The sequence below is a fragment of the Mycolicibacterium sp. XJ1819 genome, from assembly GCF_053483675.1.
On the sequence record NZ_JBEFST010000014.1, the window covers coordinates 89,360 to 110,691 of the forward strand.

23 protein-coding genes are annotated in these 21,332 nt (G+C 67.6%); 6 read left to right on the forward strand and 17 right to left on the reverse strand.

The window, feature by feature from the left end; translation table 11 throughout:
• Positions 1-18: 18 nt before the first annotated feature.
• A complete protein-coding gene (locus ABQE89_RS16840; protein ID WP_448418571.1) occupies positions 19-1,113 on the reverse strand; it encodes a CaiB/BaiF CoA transferase family protein in 1,095 nt (364 codons plus the stop codon).
• Positions 1,114-1,202: 89 nt separating this feature from the next.
• On the opposite strand from ABQE89_RS16840, the gene ABQE89_RS16845 reads away from it, so the two are divergent.
• Positions 1,203-2,021: an enoyl-CoA hydratase gene (locus ABQE89_RS16845; RefSeq protein WP_448418573.1), complete on the forward strand. Its 819-nt coding sequence runs from the start codon at positions 1,203-1,205 to the stop codon at positions 2,019-2,021.
• Between the two features lie 134 nt (positions 2,022-2,155).
• Complete coding sequence (tet(V), locus tag ABQE89_RS16850; RefSeq protein WP_448418575.1) at positions 2,156-3,442, forward strand: tetracycline efflux MFS transporter Tet(V); 1,287 nt, start codon at positions 2,156-2,158, stop codon at positions 3,440-3,442.
• Between the two features lie 6 nt (positions 3,443-3,448).
• On the opposite strand, the gene ABQE89_RS16855 is transcribed toward tet(V), so the two are convergent.
• Genes ABQE89_RS16855 through ABQE89_RS16865 form a run of 3 tightly spaced genes read right to left on the reverse strand, consistent with a single transcriptional unit; the run spans position 3,449 to position 5,882 of the window.
• Positions 3,449-4,171: a CPBP family intramembrane glutamic endopeptidase gene (locus ABQE89_RS16855; protein WP_448418577.1), complete on the reverse strand. Its 723-nt coding sequence runs from the start codon at positions 4,169-4,171 to the stop codon at positions 3,449-3,451.
• Positions 4,168-5,316 carry an NAD(P)H-binding protein gene (locus tag ABQE89_RS16860; protein ID WP_448418579.1) on the reverse strand — a complete coding sequence of 383 codons (1,149 nt, stop codon included), beginning with the start codon at positions 5,314-5,316 and terminating at the stop codon, positions 4,168-4,170. The genes ABQE89_RS16855 and ABQE89_RS16860 overlap by 4 nt, the downstream gene beginning before the upstream one ends.
• A gap of 38 nt (positions 5,317-5,354) precedes the next feature.
• Positions 5,355-5,882, reverse strand: a complete 528-nt coding sequence (locus ABQE89_RS16865) for a gamma carbonic anhydrase family protein (RefSeq protein WP_448418581.1) — start codon at positions 5,880-5,882, stop codon at positions 5,355-5,357.
• Positions 5,883-6,043: 161 nt separating this feature from the next.
• Here ABQE89_RS16865 and ABQE89_RS16870 point away from each other — a divergent pair, with 161 nt between their 5' ends.
• Entirely contained in the window at positions 6,044-6,793 is a 750-nt protein-coding gene (locus ABQE89_RS16870; RefSeq protein ID WP_448418583.1) for a fasciclin domain-containing protein, read from the forward strand.
• Between the two features lie 102 nt (positions 6,794-6,895).
• Here ABQE89_RS16870 and ABQE89_RS16875 read toward each other — a convergent pair whose 3' ends face one another.
• The 3 genes from ABQE89_RS16875 to ABQE89_RS16885 are packed head-to-tail and all read right to left on the reverse strand — an operon-like array spanning position 6,896 to position 9,980.
• Positions 6,896-8,038, reverse strand: a complete 1,143-nt coding sequence (locus ABQE89_RS16875) for an acyl-CoA dehydrogenase family protein (protein ID WP_448418585.1) — start codon at positions 8,036-8,038, stop codon at positions 6,896-6,898.
• Positions 8,039-8,040: 2 nt separating this feature from the next.
• Complete coding sequence (locus tag ABQE89_RS16880; RefSeq protein ID WP_448418587.1) at positions 8,041-8,838, reverse strand: crotonase/enoyl-CoA hydratase family protein; 798 nt, start codon at positions 8,836-8,838, stop codon at positions 8,041-8,043.
• Positions 8,835-9,980 carry a thiolase family protein gene (locus ABQE89_RS16885; protein ID WP_448418589.1) on the reverse strand — a complete coding sequence of 382 codons (1,146 nt, stop codon included), beginning with the start codon at positions 9,978-9,980 and terminating at the stop codon, positions 8,835-8,837. Before ABQE89_RS16885 ends, ABQE89_RS16880 begins: the two co-directional genes overlap by 4 nt.
• 142 nt (positions 9,981-10,122) lie before the next feature.
• On the opposite strand from ABQE89_RS16885, the gene ABQE89_RS16890 reads away from it, so the two are divergent.
• The gene (locus ABQE89_RS16890; protein ID WP_448418591.1) at positions 10,123-10,914 is read left to right on the forward strand and encodes a FadR/GntR family transcriptional regulator; all 792 of its coding nucleotides are present in this window, start codon (positions 10,123-10,125) and stop codon (positions 10,912-10,914) included.
• On the opposite strand, the gene ABQE89_RS16895 is transcribed toward ABQE89_RS16890, so the two are convergent.
• The 3 genes from ABQE89_RS16895 to ABQE89_RS16905 all read right to left on the reverse strand — a co-directional run bounded on the left by ABQE89_RS16895 (position 10,889) and on the right by ABQE89_RS16905 (position 14,607).
• On the reverse strand, positions 10,889-12,637 hold the full coding sequence (locus ABQE89_RS16895; RefSeq protein ID WP_448418593.1) for a DUF3556 domain-containing protein: 1,749 nt from the start codon (positions 12,635-12,637) through the stop codon (positions 10,889-10,891). The two genes, ABQE89_RS16890 and ABQE89_RS16895, sit on opposite strands and share 26 nt — an antisense overlap.
• A 133-nt stretch (positions 12,638-12,770) precedes the next feature.
• Positions 12,771-13,295, reverse strand: coding sequence for a DoxX family protein (locus tag ABQE89_RS16900; RefSeq protein WP_448418595.1), 525 nt, complete (start codon positions 13,293-13,295; stop codon positions 12,771-12,773).
• Between the two features lie 34 nt (positions 13,296-13,329).
• A complete protein-coding gene (locus tag ABQE89_RS16905; protein WP_448418597.1) occupies positions 13,330-14,607 on the reverse strand; it encodes a WS/DGAT domain-containing protein in 1,278 nt (425 codons plus the stop codon).
• Between the two features lie 23 nt (positions 14,608-14,630).
• Here ABQE89_RS16905 and ABQE89_RS16910 point away from each other — a divergent pair, with 23 nt between their 5' ends.
• Entirely contained in the window at positions 14,631-15,434 is an 804-nt protein-coding gene (locus ABQE89_RS16910) for an SDR family NAD(P)-dependent oxidoreductase (RefSeq protein WP_448418599.1), read from the forward strand.
• On the opposite strand, the gene ABQE89_RS16915 is transcribed toward ABQE89_RS16910, so the two are convergent.
• The 3 genes from ABQE89_RS16915 to ABQE89_RS16925 are packed head-to-tail and all read right to left on the reverse strand — an operon-like array spanning position 15,431 to position 17,786.
• Positions 15,431-16,339 carry an alpha/beta fold hydrolase gene (locus ABQE89_RS16915; protein WP_448418601.1) on the reverse strand — a complete coding sequence of 303 codons (909 nt, stop codon included), beginning with the start codon at positions 16,337-16,339 and terminating at the stop codon, positions 15,431-15,433. The two genes, ABQE89_RS16910 and ABQE89_RS16915, sit on opposite strands and share 4 nt — an antisense overlap.
• The gene (locus tag ABQE89_RS16920) at positions 16,339-17,061 is read right to left on the reverse strand and encodes an Rv1363c family protein (RefSeq protein ID WP_448418603.1); all 723 of its coding nucleotides are present in this window, start codon (positions 17,059-17,061) and stop codon (positions 16,339-16,341) included. The genes ABQE89_RS16915 and ABQE89_RS16920 overlap by 1 nt, the downstream gene beginning before the upstream one ends.
• Before the next feature lie 11 nt (positions 17,062-17,072).
• Entirely contained in the window at positions 17,073-17,786 is a 714-nt protein-coding gene (locus tag ABQE89_RS16925; RefSeq protein WP_448418605.1) for an Rv1363c family protein, read from the reverse strand.
• 115 nt (positions 17,787-17,901) lie between these two features.
• Here ABQE89_RS16925 and ABQE89_RS16930 point away from each other — a divergent pair, with 115 nt between their 5' ends.
• Complete coding sequence (locus ABQE89_RS16930) at positions 17,902-18,351, forward strand: Zn-ribbon domain-containing OB-fold protein (RefSeq protein WP_448418607.1); 450 nt, start codon at positions 17,902-17,904, stop codon at positions 18,349-18,351.
• On the opposite strand, the gene ABQE89_RS16935 is transcribed toward ABQE89_RS16930, so the two are convergent.
• The 4 genes from ABQE89_RS16935 to ABQE89_RS16950 are packed head-to-tail and all read right to left on the reverse strand — an operon-like array spanning position 18,348 to position 21,280.
• Positions 18,348-19,442, reverse strand: coding sequence for a Gfo/Idh/MocA family protein (locus ABQE89_RS16935; RefSeq protein WP_448418609.1), 1,095 nt, complete (start codon positions 19,440-19,442; stop codon positions 18,348-18,350). The two genes, ABQE89_RS16930 and ABQE89_RS16935, sit on opposite strands and share 4 nt — an antisense overlap.
• Before the next feature lie 39 nt (positions 19,443-19,481).
• The gene (locus tag ABQE89_RS16940; protein ID WP_448418611.1) at positions 19,482-20,624 is read right to left on the reverse strand and encodes an acyl-CoA dehydrogenase family protein; all 1,143 of its coding nucleotides are present in this window, start codon (positions 20,622-20,624) and stop codon (positions 19,482-19,484) included.
• A gap of 8 nt (positions 20,625-20,632) precedes the next feature.
• On the reverse strand, positions 20,633-20,827 hold the full coding sequence (locus tag ABQE89_RS16945) for a ferredoxin FdxE (RefSeq protein ID WP_448418613.1): 195 nt from the start codon (positions 20,825-20,827) through the stop codon (positions 20,633-20,635).
• Between the two features lie 18 nt (positions 20,828-20,845).
• Complete coding sequence (locus ABQE89_RS16950) at positions 20,846-21,280, reverse strand: lipoprotein LpqH (RefSeq protein WP_448418615.1); 435 nt, start codon at positions 21,278-21,280, stop codon at positions 20,846-20,848.
• Positions 21,281-21,332: the final 52 nt, after the last annotated feature.

Below are 21,332 nucleotides of genomic sequence, written 5' to 3' on the forward strand. Positions count from 1 at the left end.
TCCTTTCCTTGAGGTCCTCTAGGTCCAGTCCCGTAAGACGGATTCGGTGTCGGCGCCCGCCTCGCCCGGTGGGGTGGGTTTCGGCGGCTGGCTGCGGGAGAACCGCGGCGCGGGCATCGGCTGCAGGTAATCGCCGACGCGATAGAAGGTGTCGCGCTCGGTGACGTGCGGTTCGGTCTCCACCTCGCCGAACGACAGCACCGGTGTCACGCACGCGTCGGTGCCGGCGAACACCTTGGCCCAGTGGTCGCGGTCCTTGGCGGCGACGGCCTCGGCGATGCGTGCGCGCAGTTCGGGCCAGCGGCTCGCGTCGTTCTGATCGGGCAGGTCTTCACCGTCGAGGCCGAGCCCCTTGAGCATCTCGGCGTAGAACTGCGGTTCGATCGCCCCGATCGCGATGTAGCGGCCGTCGGCGCAGGTATAGGTGTCGTAGTAGGGCGCGCCGCCGTCGAGGATGTTGACGCCCCGCTCGTCGGACCACAGCCCGTCCTGGCGGAAACCCCAGATCATCTGGGCCAGCACACTGGAGCCGTCGATCATCGCGGCGTCGACCACCTGGCCCTTGCCCGAGGTCTGCCGCTCCCACAGCGCCGACAGGATTCCGACCAGCAGGAACATCGACCCGCCGCCGAAGTCGCCGGTCAGGTTGAGCGGCGGCACCGGCCGCTCGCCGGCCCGGCCGATCGAGTGCAGCACGCCGTTGAGGGAGATGTAGTTGATGTCGTGGCCGGCCTGCAGGCGGCGCGGACCGGTCTGACCCCAGCCGGTCATCCGGCCGTAGACAAGGCGTTCGTTGACCTTCGCGCAATCCTCGGGACCGAGGCCCAGCCGTTCGGTCACGCCGGGCCGCAGCCCCTCGATCAGCACGTCGGCCTTGGCCACCAGCTTGAGCACCAGGTCGCGGCCCTCGTCGGTCTTGAGGTCGGCGGCCACCGACCGGCGGTTGCGCAGGGCGGTTTCCCGTTTCGAGGAGGGGATGCCGCCGACCTTGCCGCCGGGACGCTCGATACGCACGACATCGGCGCCGAGGTCACCGAGGATCATCGCCGCGTGCGGCCCGGGTCCGATACTGGCCAATTCGATGACTCGAAGACCCTGAAGTGGTCCTGCCATGGTGAAAACCGCCCTCCATTCGACGAACGCTGTCGACCGCCGACATAGCTTACTTGTATAACCATGTGAAGCGGATCTAGGGTGCAGCCATGACAACCCTCGACTCGGGCGCCCACGGTTATGTAGGCATCGACGACGTCACGGTCGATCTCGCCGACGGTGTGTTGTCGGTGACCATGAACCGGCCGGACAGCCTGAACTCGCTGACCAAGCCGATGCTGGACACCATCGCCCAGACTCTCGAGCAGGCAGCCTCCGACCCGCAGGTCAAGGTCGTGCGACTCGGCGGGGCCGGACGCGGATTCTGCTCCGGCGCCGGGATCAGCGACGACGACCAGGCGCAGAAGACAGTCGACGGACCGGCGTCGGTGCTCGACGCCGCCAACCGCGCCGTGCGCTCGATCGTCAACGTGCCGCAACCGGTGGTCGCGGTGGTCCACGGTCCGGCGGCAGGCGTGGGGGTCTCGCTGGCGCTGGCGTGCGATGTCGTAATGGCCTCGGAGAACGCGTTTTTCATGTTGGCGTTCACCAAGATCGGGTTGATGCCCGACGGCGGGGCCTCGGCGTTGATCGCCGCGGCGATCGGCCGTATCCGCGCCACCCGGATGGCGTTGTTGGCCGAACGCATCTCGGCCGACGACGCCTACCAGTGGGGTCTGGTGACCGCGGTCCATCCGGCCGACGAGTTCGACGCCGCGGTGGACAAGATGATCGCGACGCTGGTGTCGGGGCCGGTGGTGGCGCTGCGCAAGACCAAGGATGCCATCAACGCGGCCACGCTCACCGAGTTGGAGGCCGCAATCGAACGCGAGCGACAGGGCCAGTTGCTGCTGATGCATTCCGCCGACTTCCTCGAGGGCGCCAGGGCTTTCCAGGAGCGGCGACCCGCGAAGTTCACCGACAGCTAACCCCTCTCCCCTTCGTCTTCCCGCCCGAACGGACAAATGGGCGGGAAAGTGCGAGTAGATCGCGCCTTTTCGTCGATCTCGGCGGGCTGGAAAATCGGTGGACCGCGCGGCCCCGCTTCGGCGACCATCGACCGGTGAGCACCCAATTCGATCTCGAGCCGCCGGTCCGCCAGACCGGCGGCTGGCGTGTGCTCGCGCCATTTCGCATCCGCGAGTACCGCCTGCTGATCACCGCGGTGTCGTTGTCGATCTTCGCCGAAGGCATGTGGGCCGTGGTGATGGCCATGCAGGTCATCGAACTGTCCGACGATCCCACCGCGCTCTCGCTGGTCGCGACGTGCTTGGGCGCGGGCCTGGTGGCGTTCGTGCTGGCCGGCGGGATCGCCGCGGACAGGTTCAACCAGCGCACGATCATCATCGCCGTCGAGTCGGTCAACGTCGTCGCGGTGTCGGCGGTGGCGGTGCTGGGATGGCTTGGGGCGCTGCGGATCTGGCATATGGCGGTGGCGGCTGCTGCGCTCGGCATCGCGGCGGCGTTCTTCTTTCCCGCCTACAGCGCGATCCTGCCCCGCATCCTGCCCGCCGAACAACTGCTGGCCGCCAACGGCGTCGAAGGTGTGGTCCGTCCGGTGTTCCAACGCGCGGTGGGCCCGGCCGTCGCGGGCGTGGTGGTCGGCGCGACGTTTCCGAGTGTCGGCAGTGTGGCGGTCGCGGTGTTGTTCACAATCGGTCTACTGCTGTTGTCGGCCACCGCAGACCCAGCCGAAGCGGCGGTGGCGCAGCCCGATCTGCCCCGCCCGCGCGTGCTTCGCGACCTTCGCGAGGGCTTTGTGTTCGTCCTCGGCACCCCGTGGATTCTGTGGACGCTGCTGTTCGCGAGCCTGTTCGTGTTGGTGGTGCTGGGCCCGATCGAGGTGCTGCTGCCGTTCATCGTCAAGGACCGGTTCGCCGACGGTGCGCGGACATACGGGTTCATCCTGGCGTTCTTCGGCGTGGGCAGCGCGATCGGCGCGCTGTCGGTGTCCTCGGGTCGACTTCCGCGCCGGTATCTGACGGTGATGATGGCGATGTGGGGCCTCGGATCGATTCCGATTGTGGTCCTCGGGTTTTCGTCGTCGTTCGCGGTGATGGCGGTGGCAACACTGGTGGTCGGGTTCACCGACGGTGCGGGAATGGTCATCTGGGGCACGCTGTTGCAGCGGCGGGTGCCCAGGCACATGCTCGGCCGGGTGTCGAGCCTGGACTTCTTCGTCTCGCTGGCGTTTTTGCCGTTGTCGTTCGCGATCGCGGGCCCGCTGTCGAAAGTCGTGTCGATGCAGACGATCTTCCTCGTGGCGGGCATCGCCCCGATGCTGCTGGCGGCCGTCGCGATGGGCGCAGCCAGGATGCGCCGCGACGAGTTGGCCCACCCGTTGCACTAGGGGCGTCTACACACCGAAGATCGGGGGCAGTGCCAGCACCAGGATCAGACCCCAGAAGAAGTGGGTCAGCATCGGTGCCAGCACTCCCCCGGTCGCCCTGCGCTCCCAGGCGCAGACAAGACCGAGAACGACGGCGGCGAAGCCGAGCATCGGGTTGCCGGTCGTCACCGACGTCGCGACGACGTAGAGCACGGTCGAGACGAGCAGCGGATAGGCGCCGCCGAGCGCGGTGTACAACGCGCCTCGGAAGAACATCTCCTCGGCCAGACCGTTGATCACCGTGATGAACACCACCAGAAGCAAGGGGCCGTAGTCGGCGAATTCCAAGACCCGCGTGACGTATTCGCGCACACCGGGGATTTCCCTGGCGATCAGCCCGCCCACCACGAACGCCCCGCCAAGGGCCAGGCCTACCGCGGTGCCGGTGATCACCGGGCGCTGGTTGCGGCCGCGAAACCGCACACACCCCAGGTGCAGCGGTCCGGACACCAGCGCACCGACCGCCCACACCGCCGCGAGAAGCAATGTCAGCCAGTAGAAGTCGTCGTCACCTGCCGGGCGGGTCAACGAATATCCCAGCAACGCAGCGCCGATCACCAAGACGACCGCGACGACGACGCGTCGTTTCCGGATCGCCGACGGCGGTTCGTGGTGCGGCACCGCGACCGTGACGGCGATGTCGCGCATTTCGCGCAGGAACCCGGGACGGCTGTCGGCGGGTCGGCTCATACCGGCCGCGCCTTGGGAACCAGGCCGATCAGGGTGTCCAGACCCGTGCGCACCGCGCCGGCCACCGGGCCGGGAACCACGCCGATGAGGCCGAGTGCCGGATGGGTGATCGTGGGGGTGATCGCCCGCGCGAGTTGCTGAATGCGCAACGCGTCACCGCCCGCCCAGACCGGGTCGGTGTCAGCGAGGTGGTGCGGATCGGCCAATTGGTCGACGGGTGTGGGCTCGCGACTGGCCAGCGCGCGGGTGATCGCGTCCGTTACGCCGACGAGGCCCCCCGGCGGATCCGGCACGATGTCGCGCAGGCCGGTCACCGACGCCACCATCGGATGGTCCAGCGACTCCACCAGATCCGAGGCCAGACCGCCCGGCACCGGCAGCACCATCGCGGTCATCCACGACACCACCCCGATGTCGACGCCGTTGACCGGCACCGCGCCGCGCCACTTGCCGCAGATTTGCGCGTAGGTGCGCAACAGCTCCCCATACGACGTGGTCTCCCCGCCGTGGATGTCGTACGCGCCGGCGGGCACCAGGTCGACGTCGGCGGCGGCCACCAGGTAGTGCAGAACATCGGTGATCGCAATCGGGTCAATGGGATTGGCCGCCCACGCCGGCATCGGCAGGAGTAGGAACCGGTCGCCGACATAACGCAACATCTCGAACGAGGTCGACCCCGCACCGATGATCATCGCCGCGCCGAGCCAGACCACGTCCGGACCGCCGTCGACCTCGAGCGCCTGCGCGACCTCGGCGCGGCTGCTCAGGTGCTCGGAGAGGATGTCGTCGTCGGGTACGAATCCGCCGAGGTAGACGATCCGCTTGACGCCCGCGGTCTTGGCGGCGTTGGCCACGGTGGCGGCGGCGCGGTTGTCCGCCTCGCGAAAGCCCGGCTGGCCGATGCCGTGCACCAGGTAGTACACGACGTCGATCGGCCCGGCGTCGGCGAACGCGTGCCGCGCCGACTCTTCGTTGTGGGCGTCCAGCGCGACGCCGGCGACGTCGTCGTACCAGCCGAAATCGACGAGCCGGGACGGGGTTCTGGTCGCTGCGACGACGGAGTGTCCGGCACGCAGCAGGCTGGTGACCAGACGCGAACCGATGTAGCCGGTCGCGCCGGTGACCAGGATGCGCATATTGCTCACGCTACGACAGTTACCCACCGCCGACCGATCGGAACCCGTCAGGCGCCGGTTGCCTGTCGATGCAGGTCCATCAGCTGCTGATACGCCTGGGCGTTGAACCGGGTATGGGCGAGTTCCTCGTCGGTGAGCTCACGGCGCGCCCGGCCCGGCACCCCGGCGACCATCGACCGCGGCGGCACCACCATCCCCTGCGGAATCAGTGCGCCCGCGGCGATCAACGACCCCTCGCCGATCGTCGCACCGTTGAGGACGACCGCGCCCATGCCGATCAGGCAGTCGTCCTTGACGGTGCAGCCGTGCAGCACCGCGTTGTGCCCGACGCTGACGCCCGATCCGACGCGCACCGGGAATCCGGGGTCGACGTGGATGGTGGTCCCGTCCTGGATGTTGGTGCCGGTGCCGATCTCGACCGGCTCGGCCTCGGCGCGCAGGGTGGCGCCGTACCAGACGCTGGCGCGCGCCGCGAGGATGACGTGACCGATCACGGTCGCATTGGGCGCCACCCAGCTTTCGGCGTGCAGCGACGGGGCGCGGTCCCCGATGGTCAGTATCAACGGCTCAGGCATGGCCGACATGCTATTCACCCGCGCCCGCGGCAACTGTGCGCAGATTCGCAAACCGCAGGTCAACGCGGTGCGGTGGCGATTTCGCGGAGATGCTGCTTTGGTGTTGGCCGAGCCATGCCTTTAACATTCCAGGCGACCTGACCTAGCTGAGGAGCCGTACGTTGAAGACTCGCACCAGCAAAGCCATCGGAGCTGCTGCCGGACTCGCCGCGATTGCGGTGTCGGTGCCGCTGGCGGTATCCGCGCACGCACAGCCCGCGGAGCCGGCCGCCCTCGAGATCCCCGACCCCGAGGGGCCCGGTTGCGGCGCGTTCAAGGAGGCCGTGCCGAACTGGAAGTCGCTGGCCACCGTGCCCGTCGGACAGGCGCTGGCCGCCATCCCGGAAGCCAGCACGTTCAACGCCGCGATCTCGGGCGGATTCAACCCGGTCGTGAACGTGGTGCCGGTGCTGGAGAACGGCCCGTACGTGGTGTTCGCGCCGACCGACGAGGCGTTCGCCACGCTGACGCCCGCCCAGCTCGACGCGTTGAAGGCCGATCCGGCCGCGTTGACCGACTTCGACTACTACCACGTGTTCCTCGGCCTGCTCGGCCCCAAGGACGTCAAGGGTCAGCGACCGACGCAGCAGGGCGCCGACATCAAGGTCGAGGGCGAGGGTGGCGACATCACCGTCAACGACACCGCCAAGGTGGTGTGCGGTGGCATTCAGGCCGCCAACGCGCGGATCTATCTGATCGACGCGGTGCTGGACCCGGCCGCGTCGCCGGAGGCGCTCACCTCGACGACGACCGGTGAGGCCACCGAGACGACTGAGCCGGCCGAGTCCTCCGAAACGACCGAGACAGCTCTGCCCGCCGAGACGACCGAGCCCGCCGCGCCGGTGCCCGCCGCGGACGCCCCGATCGGCTGACGCCCGACGCCTAAAGGCGCCCAAACAAACGTTTGGGCGCCTTTGTGCGAGTAGAGCCCGCCAGAACGTCGATCTCGAACCGGCGGCCTGGGCCGAGCCCGGCTACAGGCCCAGATCGCGGCCGATGATCTCTTTCATGATCTCGGTCGTGCCACCGAAGATGGTCTGGATGCGCCCGTCGACATAGTCGCGCGCGACGCGGTACTCCATCATGTAGCCGTAGCCGCCGTGCAACTGCACGCAGCGGTCGACGACCTTCTTGGCGACCTCGGTGGCCCACCACTTGGCCTTGGCGGCCTCGACCGCGGTCAGGTCGTTGTCGACGACGCCCTGCAGACACCGGTCGATGTACTGCTCGGTGACCTCGAGTTCGGTGTCCATCTCGGCCATCAAAAACCGGTTGTGCTGGAAGCTGCCGATCGGCTGCCCGAACGCCTTGCGGTCCTTGACGTATTGCAGGGTTTGGCGCCAGGTCTCGCGCGCCCCTGCGATCGCCGAGATCGCGATCGACAACCGCTCCGAGGGCAGGTTCTCCATCAGGTGGTAGAACCCGCGGCCCTCGGTGCCCAGCACGTTGGCCGCGGGCACCCGCACGTTCTCGAAGCTCAGCTCCGCGGTGTCCTGATAGTGCAGGCCCATCTTGTCCAGCTTGCGGCCGCGGGTGAAGCCCTCCATCCCGCGCTCGACGACCATCAGCGTGAAGCCCTTGTGACCCGCGTCCGGATCGGTGCGGGTCACCACGACCACCAGGTCGCAGTTGATGCCCGAGGAGATGAATGTCTTGGCGCCGTTGACAATCCAATCGTCGCCGTCGCGCACGGCCGAGGTGCGGATGCCGGCCAGGTCGCTGCCGGCGCCGGGTTCGGTCATCGCGACGCCGATGATGGTCTCGCCGCTGACGATGCCGGGCATCCAGCGCTTCTTCTGCTCGTCGTTGGCCAGGTTCTTGAAGTACGGGCCGACGACGTCGTTGTGCAGGCTCAGCGAGGGCGCGGGCACACCGGATTTGGCAAGTTCCTCGTCGATGATCGCGTTGAAGCGGAAGTCGTCGCTGCCGCCGCCGCCGTACTCCTCGGGCATGTTGAACCCGATCAGCCCGTGCTTGCCCGCGGCCACGTAGGCCGAGCGGTCGACGATGCGCTCCTCCTCCCACTTCTCGGCGTTGGGGACGAGTTCGCTTTCGATGTAACTGCGCACGGTGTCGCGGAATGCTTCGTGCTCGGCGTCGTAGATGGTTCTCTTCATTGCTATTTCGCTTTCCAGACGGGTTGACGTTTCTCTGCGAAGGCCAGCGGACCTTCCCTGGCGTCCTCGGAGCGCAACAGTGCGCCGACTTCGCGTGTGGTGCGTGCCCAGCCGGCTTCGTCACCGGTGATGACCCCGTCGTCGACGCCGTAGGCGACGCGCTTGCTCGCCCACACCGCCAGCGGTGCGTTGCAGGTGATCCGTTCGGCGAGTGCGATCGCCGCGTCGACGGCCCTGCCGTCGGGCACCACCTGGTTGACCAGTCCCCACTTCAGCGCATCGGCCGACGTCATCGGTTCGCCGGTGAAGATCAGCTCCATGGCCACCTTGCGCGGCAGCTGATCGACGATGCGGAACACGCCGCCGGCCGCGGCGATCAGCCCCCGTTTGACCTCGGGCAGACCGAATTTCGCCCGCTCTTCGGCCACCACGAGATCGCTGGCGAGCGCGAGCTCACTGCCACCGCCCAACGCGGTGCCGTTGACCGCGGCGATCGTCGGCTTGTCGATGAAGTGGTGGACGTAGCCCGCGAAACCCCATTCAGGGTGATCGGGATGGAACAGATTCTCCCGGCGCGATATGGCCTTGAGATCGGCTCCTGCGCAGAAGGATTCGCCTGCGCCGGTAATGACGACGGCGCGCACCTCGGAGTCGTCCTGCGCCTGTTGCAGCGCGTCACCGACCGCGGTGCTCACCGCACCGTTGACGGCGTTGCGCGCCTCGGGGCGGTTGATCGTGATGATCGAGACGTTGCCCCGCCGCTCGATGAGAGCGGCGGGGGCGGTCACGTCTATCGTCACAGCAGCTCGAGGATGGTGGCGTTGGCCTGACCGCCACCCTCACACATCGTCTGCAGACCGTACTTAATTCCCTTGGCGCGCATGTGGTAAAGCATCGTCGTCATGATGCGCGCACCGGAGCCGCCCAGCGGGTGGCCCAGCGCGATCGCGCCGCCGTTGGGGTTGAGCTTCTTCTCGTCAGCGCCGATGTCCTTCAACCATGCCAGCGGCACGGGAGCGAAGGCCTCGTTGACCTCGAATACGCCGATGTCCTCGATCTTGAGGCCCGACCGCTTCAACGCCTTCTGGGTCGCCGGGATCGGGGCGGTCAGCATGATCACCGGGTCCGCACCGGCCAGCGTGGCGGTGTGCACGCGGGCGATGGGCTTGAGTCCCAACGACTTCGCCTTCTCCGCCGACATGAACAGCAGCGCAGCCGAACCGTCGGAGATCTGCGAGGAGTTGCCGGCGTGGATCACGCCGTCCTCCTTGAACGCCGGCTTGAGCTGGCCCATCTTCTCGATGGTGGTGCCGCGGCGGATGCCCTCGTCCTTGGTGACCGGGTTGCCGTCCTGATCCTTGATCGCCACGATCTCGTCGTCGAAGGCGCCTGAATCCTGTGCGGCGGCTGCCTTCTCGTGAGATCCGAGTGAGAACTCGTCGAGCGCGGTGCGGTCGAAGCCCCACTGCTCGGCGATCATCTCCGCACCGATGCCCTGGTTGGGGGTCTTGTCATAGCGGGCCTTGAAGCCCGGCGAGAACGGGTTGCCACCGTTGGCCAGTGAGGCGCCCATCGGCGTGCGTGACATCGACTCGACACCGCCGGCCACCGCCACGTCGTAATGCCCGGCGATCACGCCTGCCGCGGCGAAGTGCACCGACTGCTGGCTCGACCCGCACTGGCGGTCGACGGTCACACCCGGCACGGTCTCCGGCCAGCCGGCCGCCAGCAGGGCGGTGCGGCCGATGTCCATCGCCTGCTCACCGGCCTGCATGACGCAACCCCAGATGACGTCGTCGACGATCTCCGGGTCAACTCCGGCGCGCTCGACCAGGCCATTGAGCACCTGCGCCGACAGATCCGCGGGGTGGACACCCGACAATCCGCCGTTGCGCTTGCCGACCGGTGACCGGACGGCCTCGACGATGACGGCTTCAGCCATGGAAGTACTCCTTCGAAATGATGTGTTGCCCCGAACGTAGAGGAACAAAGTTTACTAGGTCAACCTACTCGCTGATAGGGTGGGCCGGTATCCGGCCTGCGGTCCGGCCGGCAGCAATGTTATGGGTGATATGGGAGACGAAGTGGCTCGAAGCACGCCGCTGGCGCCGATGATCGGCCCCGACGGCATCGGTGCGAGTGCGGCGGTCCGGTCGCCGAAGACCGCTGAACTGGTGGCGGGCACCCTGCGCCGCATGGTGGTCGACGGCCAACTCAAAGACGGTGACTTCCTGCCCAACGAAGCCGAGTTGATGGCCCACTTCGGGGTGAGCAGGCCTACCCTGCGCGAGGCCGTCCGGGTGCTCGAGTCCGAGCGCCTCGTCGAAGTCCGTCGCGGTTCGCGCACGGGCGCGCGCGTCCGCGTGCCCGGCGCGGAGATCGTCGCGCGCCCGGCGGGCCTGCTGCTCGAGCTGTCCGGCGCCACCATCGCCGACCCCATGACGGCGCAGGCGGCCATCGAGCCGATGGCCGCCCGACTGCTCGCCGAGTCGGGCAACACCGAGGCGTTCGACGAACTCGAGAAGATGCTGGCCGAACACATTCCGGCCGGTAAGGAGTCGGGACGACTCGCCGAGTCGATCGGTGATTTCCACCTGCGGATGGTTCAGCTGTCGGGCAATGCGACGCTGGGGATCATCGCGGGCATGCTGCATGAGATCACGGTGCGCCACACCGCATTCGTCTTCAAGGAGGGCCGACCGGTCTCCAAGGCGGACTACGACAAGTTGATGCGGTCGTATCAACGCCTGATGCAGTTGTTGCGCTCCGGTGACGGCGCGGCGACCGAGGCCCACTGGCGCAAGCATCTCGACGTGGCGCGCAACTTGATGGTGGAGGGGCTCGAGGACGTCAAGGTCCGCGACGTGATGGGCTGATCGTCGACCACGTCACGTGCACCGGCACGGTGTCGTCCCACGGTTGGCGGGTGACCATGTCGGCGACCTTGATGTAGCCCCGCTCGAACTCGCCGGTCGCGGCGTCGACCAACCGGTACTGCTGGGTCTGCCGGTGGATCGGTTGCCCGTCGATCAGCACCACCCGCACCTCGCCGGGCTCGAAGTGACAGCGTTGCTGCAACGCCTCGATCAGCTGCTCGTTGTGCATGTGGCCGTCGCCGAAATTCCACCCGATGGCCGTGCTGCAGATGCGCTCGCCGTCGGTGAGCACGTAGTCGTCCTCGTTCTGGTCGACCATCGCGCGGTGCGCGAGGGTGAACATCGCCCGGCCGTGAGTGTTGAAGGCGCGGAACGCATATCCCATGTAGAGGTACATCTGGGCGGTCTCCGGGCTGCCGTAGTACCGCTCCATCTGCGACTGCGGCATGCTCGCGATCGAGACGATGCCGTTTTCGAGCTTCTCCGCCGCCGACGGCTTCACGCACCACAGCCCGGTGTCCCAGTTGCCCGCGTAGTAGCGCATGCCGGGCAGAAAAGACACCTTGCGCGGGAACAGGTTTCCCATCACGACGATGCCCGCCAGCACCGCGAACAACACGATCGGCCAGGGACTCTGCAGATCCCCCAGTCCGACGCGCGCGTGGCCGACGAACAACGCCAGCACGCTGAACATCATGAACACGTTCCACTCCAGCGGCACGCCCATCGGGATCGACGACAGGATTCCGAAATGGAAGATGAGCATGATGGCGGCGGCGATCGCCGTCGGCCAGCCGCCGTGGGAGAAGAACAACACCAGCGGCACCAGACCCTCGATCGCGGTGCTGAAATGCGCGATCCAGCGCGACACCCGACCCGGACGCAAATCGTCGGGAAAGCGTTCGAAGAACCGGCGTTTGATCCATCGCGGCCTGATCACCGGGTTGTTGCTCATCATCGTCGAGATGACGAACGGGAAGTGCTTGTTGAGCTTCGACGTGGCCGCGCCCAGCCAGATCACCAGCAGCACCAACTTGGCCGCCAGGATCGCGTCGGCGCCGGGAAACAGGAAGCACACCGCCAGCGACGCGTATACCTCGCCACGAGCGGCCAGGAAGATCACCTTGTCTCGCAGGCTGACCACCGCGAGGATGCCCAGAATCGTGGCGATCTGCCAGACCGGCAGCACACCCACAGTGGTATCCAGTTCTGGAATCGGCCCGGTGCCGTCGGTAAACAACGCCACCACGAGCATCGCCAGCAGTGCGGCGTAGAGCACGACGTCAACCGGTGTGCGCGCGGTGCCCTTGGTCAGCGGTATGCGGGTAGGCCAGGGCGGCAACCGGATCGTCTTGGGCCGCAACCAGTACAGCATCGAACCCATCGGCGGGAAGAAGCGGTTGTTGAGCGGACCGAACCCGCAGCCCAGCCCCACCACCTCGAACAGCATCGTGTAGAGCACGACCTTCTCGAACACGATCGGTTCGGCGTACCAGGAGGTGACGTCGGTGAATCCGTCGATGCCGTCGGTGGTGAGCACGACCAGCCATGCGCCCAGGATGTAGAGCGCGATCTTCACGACGTAGAACAGGTGAAGGACGACGGGAGTGCCGAACCCGACCTCGGCCCAGTGCCGGGCCATCGGCACGATCTTCTCGGCGCGGGTGCCCTTGCTCCATTCGTCGTAGTCGACGACGGGCGCGTCCTGCTTCAGAAACCCCATGGCCCAAGACTAGAACGTGTTCTAGCTCGTGCGGCCTCACTTCGCCGCCCAACCCCGCGAAATCTGCGTGAGGGTCGTGATTCGCCCGGTGCACAGCCCTCCGGTCGATTTCGGCGCGGAAGGCGCGGAAAGCTCAGGAGGCGTCGGCCTTGGCCGGTGGACGGTAGAAGATCAGCAACTGCCCGATGCCGCCGGCGAGGCCGAGCCCCAGCGAGATCGCCAGCCCCCACCAGCCGTGCAGATAGTCGTAGAGGGTCGAGGTGCTGAACAGCAGGTGATCCAGGCTGAGCTTGCCCGCGCCGATCGTCGCGATGCCGACCGCGGCCGCGGCCAGCACCAGGTTGTACTCCCAGCCCTCCTTGACGATGAAGAAGCCGTTGGGGCGGTGCACCGTCCACGCGGCCACCAGCATCAGCGCGACGAAGCCCGCCGCGGGGATCGGGGTGAGCAGACCGAGCGCCAGACCGATTCCGGCGGCCATCTCGGTGGTCGCGGCGATCCTGGCGTGGAACATGCCGGGCTTCATACCCATGCTGTCGAACCAACCGGCCGTGCCCTTGAGCCCGCCGGGGCCGAAGAACTTGTTGTAGCCGTGGGCGGCCATGGTCAGACCGAGCACGACTCGCAGGATCAGGACTCCGACGTCGTATGCAGTCATGCGACAGAATCTAGGCCATCTGTTACGGGAGTGGCTAGCCAACCCCGGAATGCTCGGCCAGGGCCGCGGCCAATCGCTCCGCGTAGGCGTCGATGTCCCCGATCGCCGACTGCGCCGCATGGACGCTGACCGCGACGGTCTCGCCGATGCCGTGCACACCGTGGGTGGTGCCCATCATCGGCGACAGCGCGGGATAGCCGGCCGTCAAGACCACCGGTGCCTCACCGAAGCGGAGATCGGCGGGCCCCCGATTGACGCTGGACACCACGGTGTTGCCGGTCACCGTCGGGGACCGTCGAGACACATCGAATTTGCCGACGCCCCATCGCACGAGGGGCGCGGGTGCCGCTGCCGACGCGCGAGCGGCGGCGGCCATCGCCGGATGGGCGGCCCGTCGGCGCCGCTGTGCGAACTCCTCTTCGATGCGCGCCACCCGGTCGCCGAAATCCAACTGCGGGTACAGGCCGACGCCGACGTTGCCGAACTGGTTGTAGGCCTGTCTGACACCGACTTTCGCCATCGGTACCTCGGCGCCCAGCGTGGCCGGGTCCTCACCCAGCTCCCGCAGGTGTCGCGACAGCGCCGTGGACACCGCGGCCAGTGCCCCGACGGTCACCGTCGGACCTGCGATCCGGGACCGGTTCACGACCACGGTGCGGATAGCGCGCACGCCTTCGGGTTGCGCGTTGGTCCGTAGCGGCGGACGCGACGTGGCCGGCGGCGGCACCGTTCCCGCCTCGGTGTCACGCACCAGCCGGCGGTGGGCCTGCGCGGCGCGGTAGCCGAGCCAGGGCAGCGCGAGAGCCTCGAACCGCGCCCGGGGCGGGGCTGTGGGGACGGCGCCGCGCCTACCGAACAGCGCGGCCGCCAGCGCCGCTGACCGCTGTCCGTCGCCCAGGGCGTGCGCCATCTGCACGACGGCCACCGTGGCGATCTCGGCTCCCGGCATGCCCGTTACCCCACTGAAGACGTGCAACCGCCACGTCATCGCGCACGCATCCAATTGGTGCTCGGCCAACTCGGCGACTGCGGCCAGACATCCGCGCCAACTGATGTCGGCAAGCTCGTGCACGACGAATTGACCGGACTGCACCGGTGCGTCCACCCACCGCGGGTGGCTCAGCCCGCCGTGATCGCACACCCGCAGCCTCAGGTCTGCGCACACCTCGGCGCGCCGCCGAATCACCTCGACGGACATTTCGACGTCGTCCGGCGCACCCGCGAACCCGTACAGCAGGAACTGGTCGTTCGGGATCTTCACCGACATCCAGAACATCTGGGCATCCACCATCGACAGCCGACCAAGCAGCATCGTGTCAGGTTAGGCTCTCGCGCATGCTCCCGCCGCCCAGCACCGGCACCGCCGCCGTCATCACCGGGGCGTCGTCCGGTATCGGCGAACAGATCGCACGAGAACTGGGCCGTCGCGGTCACCAGTTGGTGCTGACGGCCCGCCGCGCGGACCGGCTGTATGCCCTGGCCGAATCGATCGGTGGCGCAACGCATGTGCTACCGGCGGACCTGTCGGTGACCGCTGAGCGCGCCGCCTTGCCGGACCGCGTTGCCGCGCTGGGCGTGGTCGCCGACATCCTGGTCAACAACGCCGGGATGACCAACCTCGGACCCGTCGCCGCCTGCGACCCGCAGGCCGAACTACGGCTGGTCGAGGTCGACGTCAGCGCCGTCGTCGACCTGTGCAGCCGCTTCGTGCCGGACATGGTCGACCGCGGCCGGGGCGCGGTGCTCAACGTCGCCTCGGTCGGTGCGTTCGGCCCGGTGCCGGGGCAGGCCACCTACGGCGCGGCCAAGGCGTTCGTACTGTCCTACACCGATGCCCTGGGCCAGGAGTTGCGGGGCACGGGTGTCGTGGCGGCCACGCTGTGTCCCGGGCCGGTGCGGACCGGGTTCGGCGAGGCCGCAGGCATTCCCGACGCAGAAGCCGAGAAGTCGCTGCCGAAGTTCTTGTGGAAACGGCCCGACGAGGTGGCCAGGGCCGGTATCGACGGCCTCGCGGCCGGCCGGCGCGTCATCGTGCCCGGACTGGGCAACCGCATCGCCGCCGTCGTCAACCATCACCTACCGCGGCGGCTGCTGCTGGGCCTGGTCGCGCGCAACCATCCCGGTATGACACTGGGCTAACCCGCAGGCCCGATGAAGTCGGCGATCTGTTGCCCGACGACCTCCGGTTGGTCGAGTTGCAGGAAGTGACCCGCCCGCTCGACGACCACTGTCCGGCTGCCGTCCGGTACCACCTTCTGCACCCAGTGCGCGTAATCCGCTGTCATGCAACCGTCGTCGGCGCCGTGCAGATAAAGCGTCGGCATCGCCGGTGCGGACAGCCAGTGCTCGTGCAGCTCGGCGTATTGCGCGGGCGGTTTGGGCTTGCGCACCGCGGCGCGGTAGTACCCCAAGGCGGCGCGCCAGCGGTCCGGCGCCCCGATGGCGTCCCGCACGTGTCCGAGGTCCTCGTCGGCCGGGTAGGACGGCGACCACCGCCGCCACAGCCGAGGCACCACCCAGTCGGTGGAACGTTCCGGCAGCCAGGGCAATTGGAAATACAGGATGTACCAGCTGCGTCTGAGCTGTCCGGGCAGCGTGGCGACGAAGCGGCCGAAGTCCTCGGGTAGCGCACCCCTGCCGCGCAGCGCCGCGGCGAGCGGAACCGACATGACCACGGCCTTGCGGAACGGACTGTCGGGCATGGCGGCAAGGCCCGCCGCGGCCATGGCACCCCAGTCGTGTCCGATGATCACGTCGCGTCCGGTGGGGCCGACGGTGTCGAGCACCCGAAGCGCGTCGTCCATCAATGCGCCGATGTGGTAGCTACCGTCCGACGGGATCGACGACGGTGCGTAGCCGCGCATGAACGGCGCGACCACCCGCCAGCCCCCGGCCACCAACTTCGGCGCGACCTTACGCCACCCGTGGGCGGTGTCGGGAAAACCGTGCAGGCACAACGCTATCGGCGCATCGGCGGAACCCCACGTCAGGGCCCGTAGCTGTCCCGACGGCGTCGTGACATCGACCGTGTCGGGCCGGGGCATCACACCGGATCGAAGCTCGAGATCAGCCAGCGATCGTCGACCTTGTCCAGGGTCACGCGCACGCTCGACGCCGTGTCGGTCGGGGGATCCTGACCCACCACGACGGTCTGGTTGACGAAGACGAGAACCACGGCGCGGTTCGGGTCCGCGGACACCGAGGCGGCCGCGGGCACCGACGCCACCGCCGAGATCGCCTTCTCCTTGGCGCCCGGGATCACCACGTCGTTGATCAACGTCGTGTACGAGTCGCGGAATTCTCCGGTCAGCAGATCGCGCGCGGAGTTGAGTTCCTCCTCGACGGAGTCGGGCTTGTAGGACAGCATCGCGATGGTGCTGTCCTTGGCGACCTGAACGGTCTCCTCGCCGACTCGCTCCGAATCCGCGATCGAGTTGTCGACCCACTTGAAATAGCCCGCGGCGATCGCCAGAACCAGCGCAAGCCCGGGCAACAGGCCGTAGGCCGCGACCCGAGACCAGTTGATGCGGCGCTTGGGCTTGGCGGGCTCCGAATCTTCGGTGGCCTCGCCGTCGGTCGCCGCGTCCGCGGGGTAGTCCTCCACAGCCGCCTCGGTGTCGGCGACCTCGGTCGCCGCCTCGGCCTCGGTGGAAGCCACCTCAGTTGCCGCCTCGGTCTCGGTCGTCTCGGTCGCGGCCGACTCGGTGATCTCCGCGGACTCGGCGGGCGTCTCGGGGGTCTCGTCGCTGCTGCTGCCCTTAGGCATCCGGTGCCTGCTCACGGTACGAACTCCACATTGGATACCTTCGCCTCATCTCCAACTTTTTCGACGGTGATCCGCATTCGCCAGGACCGCGGTTGCTGCTCGGGCGCGCCCAGGTTCGTGGTGTTGACGGTCACCGCGACCAGAACCCGACCCTCATTGCCGGACTGCGATTCCAGGCCGGCCTCGTTGATCGAACCGGTCGACTTCGACTGCGCCTGCTTGACGACCTCGACGAACGGCTGAGCCCGCTGCTGGAAGTCGTCGTAGAACGTGCCGGTCGCGGAGTCCAGGATCCGTTGCACATCGCCTTCGGCCTGCTCCCAATCGATCGTCGTCAGGTTCAGCGCGCCCTGCCGTCCGACCTGAATGAACAGGTTGCGCAGGTCGTCGGCCTTGCGCGCCTGGTAGGCCTGGTAACCGAGCCATCCTGCGAGCCCGCCCAACCCCAATACCAGCACCAGGCCCGCAATCGTCGCGAGGCGTACATGCGAGATCTTGCGCTTGGCCGGCGCGACGGTCTCGGCGCCCTCATCGGCCGCGTCGCCCTCAGCGCTGTCAGCACTGTCGGCGCTGTCTGAGCCGTCTTCCCCCGCTGCGACCTCGGCGGTTTCGGCCTCGACCCCAGCCGTGGCGGCGTCGGCGGATTCGCCATCACCGAGGGGCTGTTCGTCGTCGGGAGCCGAATCGCTCGCGTCCCGCTTCGCGGTGCTTTCGTCGTCTGCCATCTACTTCCTTACGGCCGCCGTCAACGTACGTGCTCGACACCCTAGCGGCACCGGGTGCGCCTACGCGTCAACCACCCTAGATCGTCAAAACGTCATATAGTTTACTGTTTAGGTTATGGCCACCACTTATACCCGACCACAGTTTCGGCTGGCGCCCGATCCGACCGCCGAGAGCCGGGCGTTCTGGACCGGCGGTGAGCGCGGTGAGCTGCTGATTTGCCGCTGCCGAGGGTGCGGCCACTTCTTCCACCCGCCCGGCCCCGCCTGCTGGCGCTGCCGCAGCACCGACGTGGGACCCGAGCCGGCAACGGGTCGCGCCACCGTGGCGGCGTACACCGTCAACCGCCAGCCCTGGATTCCCGGCTTCGAGCCGCCCTACATCGTCGCGATGGTCGAACTCGACGACGAACCCGATGTCCGGCTGGTCACCAATGTCGTCGACGTGTCGGTCGACGACATCCGGGTCGGGCTGCCGGTCGAGGTCTTCTTCGAGGAGTGGGGCGAGGACGAGAACCGAGTTTGGTTGCCTCTGTTCCGGCCGGTGACGACGCCGGCGGACCACTAGACGACCACCGCTTCCCAGCCGCCGCCCTCGGCGGAGCGACGTGCCGCCTCGATGACGGCCAGGCTCAGCAGCCCGTCCTCGAAGGTCGGCGCGTTGCTCGGCGCGCCCCCGAACGCGGGCAGCCAATCCTCGAGCATCAGGGCCATGGCCCGGCTCGCGTGTCCCGCAAGCCCGTTCGGCAGCTGCTCGGGATGGGCGGGGTCACGCTCGACCACCGCCAGATCCGCCAGCGCGTCGTCGGTCGCCCTGGCTGCCTGATACCGGCTTGCGCGAAGACCGCCGTCACCGATGATGGTGCCGTCGGCGCCGAACAGTTCCAACCGGTAATGGTCGGCGTGCGCGCCGACCACCGAGACGCTGAGCACGGCCGTCGTCCCGGACTCCATGCGCATCAACAGCGCCGCGGTGTCGTCGGCGGTCACCTCGATCACCTCGCCGTCGGGCAGTTCGCGGACCGGGACGGCGGTGCGCACCTCCGCGCACACCGACGCGGGCCGGCCGAGCATGCTGCACACGAAGTCCAGATCGTGCACCAGCATGCCCGCCAGGTATCCCCCGCCCTGGGCCCGGTCGTACATCCACCTGGCCTGCGGCGCATGGCTGGGATGCCAGTACGCGGCGCTGCGGCTGATCCTTGCCAGATACGGCGTACCGAGAAAGCCCGCGTCGACCTTGCCGGCCACCGCCAACCAGTCGGGATTCCACCGGTTCTCGAAGCAGCATGCCGTCGGGCGGCCCGCTTGGGCTGCGGCGCTGACCATTTCGCGGGCGGCGCCGACGTCACCGGCCAGCGGTTTCTCACACAGCACGGCCTTGCCGGCCTCCAGTGCGGCGAGGGTCATGTCGCGGTGCAGCACCGTCGGCGTCGCCACCGAGATGACGTCGAGATCGTCGCGGGCCACAAACGACCGCCAGTCGGTGGAGGTGTCGGAGATACCGGTTCTGGCCGCGGTGCGCTCCAGACGCTCAGGTGTGCGGGCGCACAGCGCCACGGGTTCGAAACCTTCGGCCGCCCGAAAGCCCGGCACCTGGACGTGTGCGCCCCAGCCGACTCCGATGATCCCGACGCGCAACGCCGTTGGTGCTGTCACTGGTACTCCCGTTCGCAGCCGGCTCGACTACACCAGGCGTCACAGACCCAGATCGCGGCCGATGAGGTCCTTCATGATCTCTGTCGTGCCGCCGAGAATGGTCTGGATCCGCACGTCCGCATAGTCGCGGGCCACCCGGTACTCGTTCATGTAGCCGTATCCGCCGTGCAATTGCACGCAGTGGTCGACCACCTTTTTGGCCGTCTCGGTGCACCACCATTTCGCCTTGGCCGCCTCGACGGCCGTCAACTCGCCGTCGACCACGGCCTGCAGGCAGCGGTCGATGTACTGCTCACAGACGTCGAGTTCGGTGTCCATCTCGGCCATCAAGAACCGGTTGTGCTGGAAGCTGCCGATCGGCTGCCCGAAGGCCTTGCGGTCCTTGACGTATTGCAGGGTCTGCCGCCACGTCTCGCGTGCGCCCGCGATCGCCGAGATCGCGATCGACAACCGCTCCGAGGGCAGGTTCTGCATCAGGTGGTAGAACCCGCGGCCCTCGGTGCCCAGCACGTTGGCCGCGGGCACCCGCACGTTCTCGAAGTTCAACTCCGCGGTGTCCTGGGCGTGCAGGCCCATCTTGTCCAGCTTGCGGCCGCGGGTGAAACCCTCCATCCCGTCCTCGACCACCAGCAGCGAAAAGCCCTTGTGACCCGCGTCCGGATCGGTGCGGGTCACCACGACCACCAGATCGCAGTTGATGCCCGAGGAGATGAATGTCTTGGCGCCGTTGAGAATCCAGTTTTGCCCGTCGCGCACCGCCGAGGTGCGGATGCCGGCCAGGTCGCTGCCCGCACCGGGTTCGGTCATCGCGATCGCCACGATGGTGTCGCCGGCGATGATGCCGGGCAGCCAGCGCGCCTTCTGCTCGTCGTTGGCCAAATTCTTGAAGTACGGGCCGACGACGTCGTTCTGCAGGCTCAGCGCCGGCACCGTGTTACCCCACCGGGCCAGTTCCTCGGTGATCACGGCGTTGAACCGGAAGTCGTCGGTGCCGCCGCCGCCGTACTCCTCGGGCATGTTGAACCCGATCAGCCCGTACTTGCCCGCGGCGACGTACGCCGACCGGTCGACGATCCGCTCGCGCTCCCACCTTTCGGCGTGGGGCACGACTTCGCGTTCGATGTACTGCCTGGTGGTCTCCCGAAACTGCTCGTGGTCGGCTTCGTAGATCAGTCGCTTCACCTGCGGTGTCAGTCTTCCTCGATGATGATGGCCATCTCCGGGCACGCCGCCGCGCCGTCGCGGGTGAGTTGCTCATCGCCCGGCTTGACCTCGTGCGCCTCGAGGATGCTGTAACCGGAGTCGTCGATCGGGAAGAGGTCCGGGTCCACCGCGTGGCATTGCGCATGGCCGACGCATCTCGCCTGATCGAGTCGAACTTTCACAATCAATCCTCCGTTGTCTCAGCACGCGACTTTGATGGAAAAGGGCTGCGATATGCGTGCGCTGGGGTTGTCCTCATGGAAGCCGTTGGCGGTCCCGGACAGGGTGAACGTGTGCCCCGAAATCTGGGCCTCGGCTTCGGGGTCCAGGTCGGCCCAGTAGCTACCGGTGAACCCACCGACGTTGCGGAACTGCGCGAACTGCACGACCAATCCGTCGGCGGTGTCGATGGCCGAGGTGGTGCCGGAATCGTCGTTGCCGGTGTTGACGGTCACGACGGTCTCCCCCGTCGTGCAGTGCACGTCGTGGGTGGTTTCGACGTTCGCGCCGTCGATGCTGATCTCGGCGGTGCCCGCCGACAGGATGCCCGGCGGCGGCTCGGCGGGCGCCGAGTTCGAACAGCCGGCCAGGACGAACGCGAACACGCAGGCGCCGAGAATACGGTGAACCGTCACCCGAACATAATCCGCTAAATATCTTCCCATTTCAACCGTGAAGTAGTTGACT